Source organism: Mesorhizobium sp. FG116, from assembly GCF_057809835.1.
Genome location: NZ_JBMDKS010000005.1, coordinates 89,747 through 103,693, shown reverse-complemented (window position 1 = coordinate 103,693; position 13,947 = coordinate 89,747). Strand labels below are relative to the sequence as shown.

The 13,947-nt window shown below is 60.7% G+C and carries 17 protein-coding genes; 16 read left to right on the top strand and 1 reads right to left on the bottom strand.

Annotated features, from left to right (window positions below; all coding sequences use genetic code 11):
* Positions 1-19 precede the first annotated feature (19 nt).
* The 16 genes from ACODTY_RS06625 (at position 20) to ACODTY_RS06550 (ending at position 13,278) form a co-directional block, all read left to right on the top strand.
* Positions 20-688: a response regulator transcription factor gene (locus tag ACODTY_RS06625; protein ID WP_488993500.1), complete on the top strand. Its 669-nt coding sequence runs from the start codon at positions 20-22 to the stop codon at positions 686-688.
* Between the two features lie 103 nt (positions 689-791).
* Positions 792-2,048: a flagellar hook protein FlgE gene (locus ACODTY_RS06620; RefSeq protein WP_488993499.1), complete on the top strand. Its 1,257-nt coding sequence runs from the start codon at positions 792-794 to the stop codon at positions 2,046-2,048.
* A gap of 30 nt (positions 2,049-2,078) precedes the next feature.
* A complete protein-coding gene (gene flgK, locus ACODTY_RS06615) occupies positions 2,079-3,524 on the top strand; it encodes a flagellar hook-associated protein FlgK (RefSeq protein ID WP_488993498.1) in 1,446 nt (481 codons plus the stop codon).
* A gap of 2 nt (positions 3,525-3,526) precedes the next feature.
* Entirely contained in the window at positions 3,527-4,576 is a 1,050-nt protein-coding gene (locus ACODTY_RS06610; RefSeq protein WP_488993497.1) for a flagellar hook-associated family protein, read from the top strand.
* 15 nt (positions 4,577-4,591) lie between these two features.
* The gene (gene flaF / locus ACODTY_RS06605) at positions 4,592-4,939 is read left to right on the top strand and encodes a flagellar biosynthesis regulator FlaF (RefSeq protein WP_488993496.1); all 348 of its coding nucleotides are present in this window, start codon (positions 4,592-4,594) and stop codon (positions 4,937-4,939) included.
* Positions 4,936-5,379: a flagellar biosynthesis repressor FlbT gene (gene flbT, locus ACODTY_RS06600; protein WP_488993495.1), complete on the top strand. Its 444-nt coding sequence runs from the start codon at positions 4,936-4,938 to the stop codon at positions 5,377-5,379. Before flaF ends, flbT begins: the two co-directional genes overlap by 4 nt.
* Positions 5,380-5,381: 2 nt before the next feature.
* On the top strand, positions 5,382-5,786 hold the full coding sequence (flgD, locus tag ACODTY_RS06595) for a flagellar hook assembly protein FlgD (protein WP_488993494.1): 405 nt from the start codon (positions 5,382-5,384) through the stop codon (positions 5,784-5,786).
* Positions 5,787-5,854: 68 nt separating this feature from the next.
* The gene (gene fliQ / locus ACODTY_RS06590; protein WP_056246570.1) at positions 5,855-6,121 is read left to right on the top strand and encodes a flagellar biosynthesis protein FliQ; all 267 of its coding nucleotides are present in this window, start codon (positions 5,855-5,857) and stop codon (positions 6,119-6,121) included.
* A 151-nt stretch (positions 6,122-6,272) separates the two neighbouring features.
* A complete protein-coding gene (locus tag ACODTY_RS06585; RefSeq protein WP_488993493.1) occupies positions 6,273-7,919 on the top strand; it encodes an MFS transporter in 1,647 nt (548 codons plus the stop codon).
* Between the two features lie 102 nt (positions 7,920-8,021).
* Positions 8,022-10,109 carry a flagellar biosynthesis protein FlhA gene (gene flhA, locus ACODTY_RS06580; RefSeq protein WP_488993492.1) on the top strand — a complete coding sequence of 696 codons (2,088 nt, stop codon included), beginning with the start codon at positions 8,022-8,024 and terminating at the stop codon, positions 10,107-10,109.
* Positions 10,110-10,114: 5 nt separating this feature from the next.
* Entirely contained in the window at positions 10,115-10,858 is a 744-nt protein-coding gene (gene fliR / locus ACODTY_RS06575; protein ID WP_488993564.1) for a flagellar biosynthetic protein FliR, read from the top strand.
* Positions 10,859-10,862: 4 nt separating this feature from the next.
* Entirely contained in the window at positions 10,863-11,246 is a 384-nt protein-coding gene (locus tag ACODTY_RS06570) for a hypothetical protein (RefSeq protein WP_488993491.1), read from the top strand.
* Positions 11,247-11,317: 71 nt separating this feature from the next.
* Positions 11,318-11,863 (top strand): rod-binding protein, encoded by a 546-nt coding sequence (locus tag ACODTY_RS06565; protein WP_488993490.1) that lies wholly within the window; start codon positions 11,318-11,320, stop codon positions 11,861-11,863.
* A gap of 4 nt (positions 11,864-11,867) precedes the next feature.
* A complete protein-coding gene (locus tag ACODTY_RS06560) occupies positions 11,868-12,293 on the top strand; it encodes a hypothetical protein (protein ID WP_488993489.1) in 426 nt (141 codons plus the stop codon).
* Positions 12,294-12,315: 22 nt separating this feature from the next.
* A complete protein-coding gene (locus tag ACODTY_RS06555; protein WP_488993488.1) occupies positions 12,316-12,837 on the top strand; it encodes a hypothetical protein in 522 nt (173 codons plus the stop codon).
* Between the two features lie 156 nt (positions 12,838-12,993).
* Positions 12,994-13,278 (top strand): SCP2 sterol-binding domain-containing protein, encoded by a 285-nt coding sequence (locus ACODTY_RS06550; RefSeq protein WP_488993487.1) that lies wholly within the window; start codon positions 12,994-12,996, stop codon positions 13,276-13,278.
* Between the two features lie 54 nt (positions 13,279-13,332).
* Here ACODTY_RS06550 and ACODTY_RS06545 read toward each other — a convergent pair whose 3' ends face one another.
* Entirely contained in the window at positions 13,333-13,899 is a 567-nt protein-coding gene (locus tag ACODTY_RS06545) for a GNAT family N-acetyltransferase (protein WP_488993486.1), read from the bottom strand.
* Positions 13,900-13,947 lie beyond the last annotated feature (48 nt).

The window sequence follows — 13,947 nt, the reverse complement described above, 5'->3', positions numbered from 1 at the left end:
TGATTCGGAGGGCGGGCCGATGATCGTGGTCGTTGATGAGCGTGAACTCGTAACTGAGGGCTACAACTCACTTTTTGATCGAGAAGGGGTCGCTTGCGCCGGGTTCGCACCAAGCGAATTCGACGAATGGGTGGCCAGCGTCGCCGACGACGATCTCAAATCGGTAAGCGCCTTCCTGATCGGCGACTGTCGCGAAGGCAGCATTTCGCCGCGCCAGATCCGTGGACGCACCGGCGCACCTGTTATCGCGCTCAGCGAACATCATTCACTCGAGAACACGCTCAAGCTCTTCGAATCCGGCGTCGACGACGTCGTCCGCAAGCCGGTCCATATCCGCGAAATCCTTGCCCGTATCACCGCGATCCGCCGCAGGGCCGATGATAGCGCGAGCTTTACCGAGATCGGTCCGATGCGCATCTTCATGGATGGCCGCGACCCCGAGATCAACGGCCAGCCGCTGCCATTGCCGCGGCGCGAACGGCGCATACTGGAATTTCTCGCCGCCAATCGCGGACGCCGCGTCACCAAGACCCAGGTTTTCAATTCGATCTACGGCATCTTCGACGAAGAGGTCGAAGAGAACGTCGTGGAAAGCCACATCTCCAAGCTGCGCAAGAAGCTTCGCGAGAAGCTTGGTCACGACCCGATCGATTCAAAACGTTTCCTCGGCTATCGGCTCGTCTTCTGATGGATTGGGCCACCGGCCTGCGCCCGCCTCTCCGCGCCAGCCTCGCGCAAGACAACAAGCGTATTCTTTTCGCCACACCCAGTGGACCTGAGGAGACGTTTCGATGAGCTTGTATGGAATGATGCGAACCGGCGTTTCCGGAATGGCAGCCCAGGCGAACCGGTTGTCGACGACTGCAGACAACATCGCCAACTCCGATACGACTGGTTACAAGCGGGCCTCTACGGAGTTTTCGACGCTCGTGATGCCCAGCACGGGCGGGAGCTACAATTCCGGCGGCGTCACCACCACGGTCATCAATTCCATTAGCGCCCAAGGCGTTCTCCAGTATACGACGTCCGTGTCGGACCTGGCCGTCGATGGGAACGGCTTCTTCGTCGTGCAGAACCCGAACGGAACGCCGTTCCTGACCCGTGCCGGCGCATTCGTGCCCGATGGCGAAGGACGTCTGGTCAACGCCGCAGGCTTCCAGCTGATGGCCTACAGCTATGAAAACGGTGTTCCCGCCGCCACCGTGAACGGCTTCGACGGACTTGAGCCCGTCCGTATCACCGATGGTCAGATGACCGCCTCGCCAAGCACCGAAGGCTACTATCAGGGAAACCTGCCGGCAGGCGCGACACCGGTTGCAGCCGGCGACCTGCCAACTACGAACACCACGACGGCCCAGTACACGTCGAAATCCTCGATGGTCGCGTACGACAATCTTGGCAATCGCAAGCTTCTGGACGTCTATTTCACCAACACCGGCGCAGGCACTTGGCAAGTCGCGGTGTTCGATCAGGCGGCAGCCACGCCGGGCACATCGTTCCCTTACGCAGGTGGAGCTCTCGGCACAGCCAACCTCACCTTCGACAACACGACCGGGCAATTGACCGGCGGCACCGACAGCGTTGCCCTCACCATTCCGAACGGCGGGGCATTCAATCTCGATCTGTCGCAGCTTACGCAACTCGGCGCGGGCTTCACCGTTTCCGGCGGCGCCACCAACGGCAACGCGCCGAGCACGATCGACAAGATTCAGATCAGCAAGGATGGCACGATCTACGCCATGTACGGCGACGGCTCCACCCGTGCGCTCTACAAGATCCCGTTGGCCACAGTACAGAGCCCCGACAGGTTGGCCGTGCTGCCCGGAAACGTCTACGCCCAAGGTACTGATTCCGGCGACATCACCATCGGCTTCGCCAACGAGGGCAAGCTCGGCGCAGTCGTATCGGGAGCTCTTGAAAGCTCCAACGTCGATATCGCCGAAGAGCTCACCGACATGATCGCCGCCCAGCGCAGCTACACCGCAAATTCCAAGGTCTTTCAGACCGGTTCCGACCTGATGGACGTCCTTGTCAACCTGAAGAGATAGCAACCGGCGTTAAGGCCGTGAAAGTATAGAATGTCGCTGTCATCCGCATTGAGCATCGCCCAGTCTGCGCTTCTGACCACGTCGCGCCAGACCAGCGTTGTCACGCGCAATGTTTCGGATGCCTCGAACCCTGACTACTCACGCCGCATTGCCACCGTAGTCAGCACGGCACCCGGGGCGCGCTCGGTCGATATCCAGCGCGCCACCAATGCCCAGCTTTTCCGGCAGAACCTGGCAGCCCTGTCGGCCTGGAGCGGCCAATCCACTCTGTCGAGCGGGCTGGACAGGCTCCAGCTCGCAGTCAATGGCGTCGACAATGCCGCGTCAGCCTCCACGGCAATCGGCAATCTGCAAAACGCGCTGCAACTCTACGCCACGTCTCCTTCCAACCAGAATCTTGGCGCAAGCGTCGTCGAATCCGCCAGACAGGCCGTTCGTTCCCTCAACGATGGGACGACTTCCATACAGGCCTTTCGCACCGACATGGACAGCCAGATTTCCAACGCTGTCGGTCAGCTGAATGACCTGCTTGTGCAGTTCGAAGGCGCCAACAAGGCCATCATATCAGGCACCCGTTCCGGCACGGACGTCTCCGACGCGTTGGACAAGCGCGATGCGCTGCTGAAGAAGATCGCCGAATATGTGCCGATCTCGACCTACACGCGCGGCGACAACGACATGGTGGTCACGACCACCGACGGCACGACGCTGTTCGAGACCATTCCACGTTCGGTAAGCTTCACGCCGTCGCCGGGCTACGGGCCGACGACCACCGGCGCGACCGTCTATATCGACAATGTTCCGATATCGTCCGGTTCGGGCGGCATCAGCGAGGCGACCGGTAAGCTCGCCGGCTTCCTGCAGTTGCGCGACGGCGTCGCCTCCACCATGCAGAGCCAGCTTGATGAAATCGCTCGCGGCCTCATTGATGCCTTTGCGGAAAAGGCGCCGCCGCTGGCCGAGATGGCCGGCCTCTTCACCTGGCAAGGCGGCCCCACCGTCCCCACAACGCTGGAGCCTGGTCTTGCCCAAACGATCCGCATCAATGCTGCCGTCGACCCATCTCAGGGCGGCAACGTCAATCTGGTGCGTGACGGCGGCATCAATGGCGCTGGCTACGTCAAGAACCCGACCGGCGGAGCGTCCTATTCCGAGTTGCTGATCAGCTACGGAGATCGGCTTGATACGCCGATGAGCTTCAGCCCGGCGGCGGGAATCGCTGCAACATCCAGCGTTACCTCATTTTCGTCGAACGCCATTGGCTGGTTTGAAAGCATTCGCCAGCAGGCCACCACCTTGGCAGACACCAAGGAGGCGTTGGCGAGCCGCTCCGCCGAAGCGTTGTCAAACGAGACTGGCGTGAACGTCGACATGGAAATGTCGCTGATGCTCGACCTCGAACACACTTATCAGGCTTCGGCACGCCTGATGAGCACGATCGACCAAATGCTCAACGCACTGCTCGAGGCAGTCTGACCATGAAAGCTGTCTCTGTCTCCTCCTCCGCCATCTCGAACGCCATGCGCTACTCGCAAACGCGCATGCAGGTCGATCTGGTCAAGGCACAGAAGGAACTGGACAGCGGCAAGGTCGCCGACATCGGTTTGACCCTGGGGGCAAACACGTCGCAATCGGTGAATTTCCACCGCGACCTCGACCGATTGAACAGCATCGTCGATTCAAACGCGCTGGTGTCTTCGCGCCTGAAATCGACACAGGACGCGCTCAGCCAAATTGTCAGCGCCGCGCAATCACTGCTCTCCAGCATGACGGTTGCCTCTTCCGGCGACATGCCTGACAGCGTCGCCGCCGAAAGCGGACGCTCCACCTTACAATCCCTGACGTCGATGCTGAACTCCAGCCTGAACGGAGAATATCTGTTCGCCGGCACCAACACCGATGTCAGGCCAATCAACGACTATTCGGCTACCTCGTCCCCGGCGAAGGCGGCTTTCGACGCCGCCTTCCTGGCGCGTTTCGGCTTTGCCCAGAACGACCCGGCGGCCGCAAACATTTCCGCGACCGACATGGACGACTTCCTGACCAACGACGTGACCCCGCAATTCATGGGCGCAGGTTGGCAGGCCAACTGGTCCAACGCGACGGACCAGCAGATCGTCAGCCGCATTGCCCTCAACGAGACGACCGAGACTTCGGTCAGCGCCAACCAGGAGGGTCTGCGCAAGATCGCAATGGCCGCCGCCATCGTCAGCGAGGCATTTTCCGGCAACCTCAGCACCGCTGCCAAGAACGCAGCAGCCGCGAAGGCGCTCGCCCTTGCCGGCGAAGCAATCTCGGACCTCGGCCAGCTGCAGTCGCAGACGGGCATCGTTCAAAACCGGGTATCTGGCGCCAGCGAACGCATCAACACGCAGGTGGACCTGTTTGAGCGCCACATCATCGATCTGGAAGGCGTCGACCCCTACGAGGCCGCCAACCGCGTCAACGACCTCATGTCCCACATCCAGACATCCTTCGCGCTGACCGCGCGCATCCAGCAACTCAGCCTCTTGAACTACCTGACCTGATCGGACGGACAAGCGATGTATCAATTTTCCTACGCCGACATTCAAACGGACTCCGTTGCCGATGCGAAGGATCGTGAGCGTCAGCTATTGAGCCGCTCGATCGATCTCCTGACGGCAGCAGCAGCGGTTGGATCGGAGTCGCTCGAAGCCGTCGAGGCGCTCCACTTCACCAATCGCGTCTGGACGACGTTTGTCGAAGACCTCGGCTCCAACGAGAACGCTCTGCCGAAGGAACTGCGCGCCAACCTGATTTCAATCGGCCTGTGGGTGCTTCGCGAGACAGAAGATATCCGCCAGGGCAGGACCAACAATTTCGAAGGCGTCATCGAAGTTTCCCAGATCATCAGGGACGGTATTCAATGAGCAACACATTCAAGCTTTCCCTGAAGGCGAATGAGAAGATCTATCTGAACGGCGCAGTTGTCCGCTTTGACCGCAAGGTCACCATGGAACTGCTCAACGACGTCCAGTTCCTTCTCGAAAGCCATGTTCTGCAGCCCGAAGACGCGTCTACTCCGCTCAAACAACTCTATTTCATCCTGCAGGTCATGCTGATGAACCCGCAAGGCGCTCCGGACGCGCGCGACATGTTCCGCCGCTCGCTGCCGCTCTTGCTGGCCAGCTTCAAGGACGAGCGCATTCGTAACCCGCTCAAGCAGGTCGACCGCATGGTTGGCGAAGACAATGTCTTCGAAGCGTTGAAGACAATTCGCTCCCTCTATGCGTTCGAGCGCGAGGCGCTTCAGCAAAACGACGACGATGAGATGGGCGAAGTCCGCCCGCTGGCAGTAGGAGCCCGCTGACCATGAACGTGGATATGACGACAGCCCTGCCCCCGACCGCAAATCCGGCATCGGCAAAATCGAAGACGACGGTCGACTATAATTCCTTCCTGCGGCTGCTGATTGCGCAGATGAAGAACCAGGACCCGACCCAGCCGATGGACTCGACCCAATATGTGTCGCAGCTTGCGACCTTTTCCCAGGTCGAACAGACGGTCCAGACCAACACCAAGCTCGACCAGATCCTGCAGTCTTCTGCGCTTGCACAAGCCGACAGCCTGATCGGCCACCTGCTCACTTCCGCCGATGGAGAAACCAGCGGTGTCGTGAAAGAGGTGCGCCTCACGGCAAGCGGAATAACCGCCATACTCGAAGGCGGCGCAGAAGTCGCGGTCGGCCCCGGCGTCACCGTGAAAAACGCAAGCTGACAAATTGAATCGGGACAGGCTGACCGGGCCAGTGTCCTTGCACCGGACAAGGGCGTAGACTTGAAGCCATGAACGAAGCCGACGCCCTCGACATCATGCAATATGCGGTGTGGACGGTTCTCGTCGCCTCCGCACCAGTCGTGCTCGTGGCCATGGTCGTCGGCATCGGCATCGCGCTTGTCCAGGCGCTGACCCAAATTCAGGAAATCACGCTGACCTTCGTGCCGAAGATCGTCGCCATCATGCTGGTGGTCGCGCTCACCGGCCCATTCGTGGGCAGCCAGATTTCAGCCTTTACCAATGTCATATTCGAACGGGTCGAGAACGGCTTCTAGCCCATCGGCCCGACCTGCCATTGCCTGTTGAAAGAGCCTGTCTGGACCTAGAAGACGGTCGCTCTATGCTTTGCAGTGGCCTAGAATCCGAAAGGCTGTGCAGTATCCGAGGCAATCGGAGAAAAATCCGCATGCTGCCGGAGCGAGATGCGTGATCGACGACGAAGCTGAAGTTGAAAGAAGATCCACTCTGGCGCCCTTTCGGCACGGTATTTTTCGCGCCGTGTGGACCGCCAGCCTGGCATCGAACTTCGGCGGCCTGATACAGAGCGTCGGTGCCGCGTGGTTGATGACGTCGATCACCACGTCCTCCGACATGGTCGCCCTTGTCCAGGCGTCAACAGCCTTGCCGATCATGCTTTTCTCGCTGCTTTCAGGCGCAATCGCCGACAGCTTCGGGCGGCGTCAGGTCATGCTGGTGGCGCAGTGTTTCATGGTCACGGTGTCGATCCTGCTTACTGTCGTCGCCTACCTCGACTTGATCACACCCTGGTCGCTACTCGCTTTCACCTTCCTCATTGGCTGCGGAACTGCGTTGAACAACCCCTCATGGCAGGCTTCGGTCGGCGACATGGTCCCTCGCGCCGATCTGCCTGCCGCCGTTGCGCTGAATTCTGTCGGCTTCAACCTCACCCGTAGCATTGGCCCCGCCATTGGTGGCATGATCGTGGCCGCGGCAGGGGCCGCAGCGGCGTTCGCCGCCAATGCCGCAAGCTATGTAGCCCTGATCTTTGTCCTGTTTCGCTGGAACCCCCAAATTCCCGCCGCCAAATTGCCGCGTGAAACCTTGGGCGCGGCCATGGGTGCCGGCGTTCGCTACGTGGCCATGTCTCCCAACATCGGCAAGGTACTGTTGCGCGCATCGGTATTCGGTTTCACCACCGGCTCGATCCTTGCGCTGCTTCCGCTGGTGGCGCGTGACCTAGTCCAGGGCGGGCCGCTGACCTACGGCATCATGCTGGGTGCCTTCGGTCTCGGCGCGGTCGGAGGCGCGCTCATCAGCGGCAGGCTGCGCCAGATGCTCTCCAGTGAAGTTATGGTTCGTTGCGCCTTCCTAGGCTTCGCCATTTGCGCGCTGGTCGCGGCTGTCAGTTCACAGGCGTGGATGACCTGCGCCGGTCTCCTCGTAGGTGGTGCTTGCTGGGTGCTGGCCCTGTCGCACTTCAACGTAACCGTTCAGCTATCAACCCCGCGCTGGGTCGTCGGCAGGGCGCTATCCATCTACCAGACCGCAACCTTCGGCGGCATTGCGTTGGGCAGTTGGATTTGGGGTGTTGTTGCAGAAACGCATGGGGTCGAGACGGCATTGATCGCAGCCGCAATCACCATGCTCGCCGGCGGCGCGCTTGGCTTCCTCGTACCGCTGCCGCAACTGGCGGCAATCAATCTCGACCCGCTCAACCGCTTTACAGAACCCCTTCTGTCGCTCGATCTCAAGCCGCGCAGCGGCCCAATCGCCATCATGATCGAATACATCATTCGCGACGAAGACCTGCCCGAGTTCATCGAACTCATGGCCGAGCGCGGCCGTATTCGCCGCCGCGACGGAGCCCGCAACTGGACGCTGGCGCGTGACCTCGAAAATCCGGACATGTGGATGGAAACCTACCATACGCCAACATGGCTGGAGTATGTGCGCCACAACACCCGCGCGACATTCGCCGACAGCGCGATCACGGAGCGCATCCGCGCCCTCCACAGCGGCCCAGACCGTCCGCGCGTGCGCCGCATGATCGAACGTCCGACCAGCGCCGATCAGGCGATCGTTACCCCGAAGGGACCGATCGACCTGCACTAGGTCAAGCCACGGCTTCCCCACCCTCGCGCAAGTTTGAGCCGGTAGATTCGGCCAACCGTGGCGCTGCCTAGCGCTGCGCCATGCATGAGGCGTGACGACACGATGGCCATCAGCGAAAGCATCTCGACCGGCACCGCTGCGCGCAACGGCCGCGATGTCTTTTTCGCGCTTGGCATCGTCATCATCCTAGCCGTGCTGTTCCTGCCGATCCCCGCATTCCTCATCGATATCGGGCTTGCCTTCTCGATCGCCTTGTCGGTGTTGATCCTGATGGTTGCGCTGTGGATCCAGCGGCCCCTAGACTTCTCGTCTTTCCCTACGATCCTTCTGATTGCCACGATGCTGCGACTTTCGCTCAACATCGCCACCACCCGCATGATCCTGTCGCATGGCAATGAAGGCACCCATGCTGCCGGCTACGTCATCAGCGGCTTTTCCAAGCTGGTCATGTCGAGCGATTTCGTCATCGGCCTGATCGTATTCCTGATCCTGATCGTGGTGAACTTCATCGTCATCACCAAGGGCGCAACCCGCATCGCGGAAGTGGGTGCACGCTTCACCCTGGACGCCATTCCCGGTAAGCAGATGTCGATCGACGCGGACCTTTCCGCAGGGACGATCGACGACAAGACAGCGCAGTTGCGGCGTCGCGAACTGGAAGAGGAATCTTCCTTCTTCGGCTCCATGGACGGTGCTTCCAAGTTCGTGCGCGGCGATGCCATTGCAGGCCTCATCATCACCGCCATCAACATCGTCGGCGGCATCGCCATCGGCTATCTGCGCCACGGCATGAGCATGGGCGAAGCGGCCGACGTGTTCATCAAGCTGTCTGTCGGCGACGGCCTCGTTACCCAGATCCCGGCGCTGATCGTATCTCTGGCCGCCGGCCTTCTGGTCTCCAAGGGCGGCACCCGGGGTTCGGCTGACCAGGCGGTGTTCGGCCAGCTTGGCGCATATCCGCGCGCGCTCTACGTCGCCGCCTCGCTTCTCGCCCTGCTTGGCATGATGCCCGGTCTGCCGCTCGTTCCATTTCTCGTGCTGGCGCTTGCCATGGCTGGCCTTGGCTACGTCATTCCGCTTCGCCACAATCGCGAGATTGCCGAGCAGGAAGCAGTGAAGAAGACCGAAGCCGCTGCAAAGGCGGAAGAAGAAAAGAACTCGGTCAAGGCGTCGCTGGCCACGGCGGAGATCGAGCTTCTCATTGGCAAGCAGCTATCGACTCGTCTCCTGGGTTCGCATCAGGAACTTGCATTCCGCATGTCGAAGATGCGCAAGAAGTTCGCCACGCAGTATGGCTTCGTCGTGCCGGAAGTGCGCTTGACCGACGATTTCGCCATCCCGCCCAAGAGCTATCAAATCAAGATCCACGGCACGGTCGTGGCCGAATACGAGATGCGCGTGGGCGAAATCATGGTCTTACTGGGCACGCGCGATTTACCCGACATCCCCGGCGAAGAAGTGCGTGAGCCGGCTTTCGGCATGCGCGCCTACTCGGTCATGGATACCTTCGCCGAAGACCTCAAGCGCGAGCAGTTTACCTATGCCGACAACATGTCGGTGCTGCTTACCCATTTGTCGGAAGTGATCCGCAACAACCTGCCGCAGTTGCTGTCCTACAAGGACATGAAGGCGCTGCTGGAGCGACAGGACCCGGAATACCGCAAACTGGCCGACGAGATTTGCACCACGCATATCTCCTATCCCGGTCTGCAGGCGGTGTTGAAACTGCTCCTCGCCGAGCGCGTGTCGATCCGCAACCTGCACCTCATCATTGAGGCGATTGCCGAAATCGCGCCGCATGTGCGCCGCACCGAACAGATCGTCGAACATGTCCGCATCCGCATGGCCCAGCAGATTTGCGGCGACCTGTCCGAAGGCGGCATTCTCAAGGTCCTGCGTCTCGGCAACCGCTGGGACCTTGCGTTCCACCAGAGCCTGAAGCGAGACGCCAAGGGCGAGATACGCGAATTCGACATCGACCCGCGCCAGTTGGAAGAATTCGGACAGGACGCCACCAAGGCGATCCGCAAGCACCTCGAGGCCGGCGAACGGTTCGTGCTCGTCACCGCACCCGATGCCCGGCCTTACGTCCGCATGATCGTCGAACGCCTGTTCACGACCTTGCCCGTGCTGTCGCATGTCGAGATCGCCAAGGGCGTCGAAATCAGGGTGCTTGGGACGATATCGTGAGCTTGCTGGCGGAAAATGTCGTTGTGGCGGCGTTTCTTGCCTTTTGCCGCATCGGCGCCTGCTTCATGATTATGCCCGGCCTATCCAGCGTGCGCGTTCCCTTGCAGGTCCGGCTGTTCCTTGCCGTGGCCGTGACCGCCGGCCTGCTCGTTTTCCTCTGGGACCGCATCTACCCGTTTGTCGATGCGCGCCCCGCCGTCCTTGCCCCGATGATCGTCTCCGAGTTGTTGATCGGCGGCCTGATCGGCGCCATGACGCGGCTTTACATGGAGGCCTTGCGTTTCATTGGTGCGGCGCTTGCCATGCAGATCGGCTTCAACAGCATGGGCGGCCCATCAATCGAAGAGGCCGAGCCACAGGCGGCGTTGGCCGCGCTGATCTCCTTCTCGGCCCTGCTATTGCTTTTCGTCTTCGATTTCCATCTGGAAGTGATCCGTGCGCTGGTTTCTTCCTACGCAATTGCCCCGGTCAACGTGTTCTTCAATCCGCAAGCGGCGTTGGTGGATGTTGCCGACACGCTCTCGGAAAGCTTCTTCCTCGTCATCCGCCTTGGCAGCCCGTTCATCGCCTATGCCATTCTGGTCAACCTGACGATCGGCTTCGTCAACAAGCTCACTCCGCAAATTCCGATCTATTTCATCTCGCTGCCATTCGTCATCGCAGGCGGCCTGATCCTGTTCTACTTCGCCTTCGGCACCATGCTGTCCCTGTTCGTGGACGGCTTCATCGACATCACACTGGCGAGGTAAGGCAATGACGTCGCGCAAGGAACGTCTGAAGAAACTCGTTCAGGTGCAGGAGCAGTTGAAGGCGTTGCACGAAACGCGCCGGGCAACATTTCTATCGAATGCGGCGGCCGCGAAGCTGGAGGCAGAAACATTGGTGGAAACCTTCGACGCGCCCGGTTCCCTGTCCGGTCTTTTCCCCGACCTCTACAATCGAAGGATCGCCAAAGCCGTTGCGCGCAGCGAAGCCGATCTTGAAAATGCCCGCAACGAAGCCGCGCTGGTCGCTGCGGCAACAGCAAGAACCAACATGGTCGAGCGTGCCTACGATGAAGCCCGCCGCCTGGAGGAGCGCCATCAGTCCGACCGGGAGCGGCTAGATCTCATCGAGCAGAAGCGCCCATCCGACTGAGGTCGGAAAGTCAGGTTGCCACAAGCTTGTTGCGCGATGATCACGGCAACAATCGGCAGAAGGTCTTTTCCTTGGCGATCTCCCCACCCAGCGACATCGTTCTCGACGTTGCCCGCGCGGCGAACCCTGCCGACATCCAGCAGGCGCGCGCCCAGTTGATGCAACGCACCGGCGCAAGCGAAGCGCATTTTTCAGCGAGCACCGCGCCCACGTTGTCGCGCACGACGAATGCGTCTGGTCCGGATGCCACCGCCGAAAATTTCAAGCATTTCGAAGCCATGGTGTTGCAGACCTTCATCCAGAACATGCTGCCCAAGGATGCCGAAGGCGTCTACGGCAAGGGCCTGGCCGGCGACATGTGGAAGTCCCAGCTTGCCGAGCATCTGGCCGGCGTCGTCGCCGACAATGGCGGCATAGGCATCGCCAAATCGCTTGCAGCCGAACACTACCTCGACGGCAAGCGCAAGGTGCCGATCGGCCCTGTGTCGACCAGCCCGCAGAAGGCGGAAATCGACGATCAGGCGCGACTGTCCACATCTCTCGTGCAGGAGTTCCAGATGAAGATCACACGCACACTGCGCGACGATCAGGCTCCGGCAGTAAGCAAGAAGGTGTAGCCCGATGACGGACTATTCGGAATTCACGTCCAACCTTCCCGCACCGACGGCAAGTCCGGCGCGGCAAGTCACTGCCCAGCATCCGGGCAACCTCGCCGCCATAATCGGGCGCATCGAAGAAGCCGTCGAGGAAGAAACTGCTGCGATCCGCAACAACCCCGCTTTCGACATCAAGGCGTCGAACGCGCGCAAGAGCCGCTATCTCTATGAGCTCAACCGCGCCATCAAGGGCGTCGATCAACCCGACCTGCTGGCAGAACATCGCGAGGGGCTGACCCGCTTGCGCCAGAAGCTTGCCCGCAACGAAGCCGCCATCCTGGCCCACCTCAATGCGGTCAAGGAAGTGGCCAACCTGCTGAAGAACGCCATCCAGCACGCCGAAGCCGACGGCACCTATTCGGCCGGCCAGTTCGGCTGGGCGCAGCCATGATCCCGGCCGGGACCGCCGCCAGATGATCAAGTTCATCGTCGCCACGCTCTGGATCTGTGCCGTCACTGTCGGCGCGGTGTTCTATTCGTTCCAGACTGCCGGCGCACGCGACGATGCCGAAGCCGCCAAGCCGATGATGGGCGGGCTCGACTACGTCAACACCGACATCATCACCGTGCCCTATGTCCGCAATGCCCGCGTCGACGGTTACTTCCTGACGAAGCTGGTGTTCACCGCCGAACCGGCGGAGCTGAAAAAGCTATCCATACCGCCGACGGTTATCATCACCGATCAGGTCTACTCCTACCTCTATTCCAACCCGCAGCTTGATTTCTCCGACAAGACGACGCTTGATCTCGATGCCTTTCGGGCAAGCCTGCGCGACAGCATCAATGCCCGCGTCGGCACCGATCTGGTCAAGGAAGTGCTGGTCGACCAGATCGACTTCCTGACCAAGGATGACATCCGCGACAATGCCAAGCGCCGCCGCAAGCCATCCAAACCGGAAGATTCGCAAGGCACCGAGCCAAAGAGCGAGCACTGAGGCCTACCGCGAAGCGGGCTTCCACCTTGAAATAACGTTGACGTAAACGTCATATACGCCATATACCCAAGAGAACGGCGCCTATGCGCCATCAAGCGGCCTGGGCGCTGCCCGGGCAAATCCAACCGCGTGAACGCGCAACGACGAGGAAGTGCCATGGGCGTCCAGGAAATTGCAGAAAGACTGAAGCCACAGGTCCAGAGCGCCGGCTTCGACCGCTCGGTCAAGTTCGATACCGGCAGCGACGGCGTGATCCTGATCGAGGGTGCCGCCATTTCGACCACGGACGGCCCCGCCGACTGCACGATCAAGCTCTCGCTCGACGATCTGGAATCGCTGATCGCAGGCGACCTCAACCCCACCATGGCGTTCATGACCGGTAAGCTGAAGATCGAAGGTGATATGTCGATCGCCATGCAACTCAGCCAGTTGATAGGCTGACGCAGGAATTTCGAATTCAAAAAAGGCCGCCTGCATCGGGCGGCCTTTTTCGTTTCAGGCGGCTTCGGGCTTGTTCGGGCGCGACTTGCGACCTGCAGCTTTCAGCGTACCCACAGCACCATCCAACGCGCCCTCGGCAAGCTCCAACGCCAGGAAGCGATGCCGCTCATAAGGGCCGGGCATGGCAAGCTGCCCGGTCTTCTGCGAAGAAAATCCGAAGCGCTTATAGTAGGGCTCATCGCCCACCAGCAGGATGGCGCGGTGACCCAGTCGCGCGGCTTCGGCAATTGCATGTAGCATCAACGCCGAGCCTACACCTGCGCCCTTGAGCGAAGGTTCGACGGCGAGCGGACCGAGCAGGAGCGCAGGCGCCCCACCCTCGCCCAACACGACATCCCACAGCCGCACTGTACCAATGAGTGCGCCCGCCTCATTGCGTGCGACAAAGGCCAGGCCTTCCGACGGACGCCGGCCGCGCCGCAACATCTCCGACGATTTGCGTTTGCGTCCCGGCCCCATCGCACGGTCAAGCAATGCTTCCCGCGCCGTGCCATCGGCGGCATTTTCTGCAATGACGGCAATGCCCGTCGCGATAGCATGTTTATCTTGAGCTAGTTCCATTTCCGCAATCCTTCACGAGCGGAGATCTGTTCCACAAGCGAACCGCCG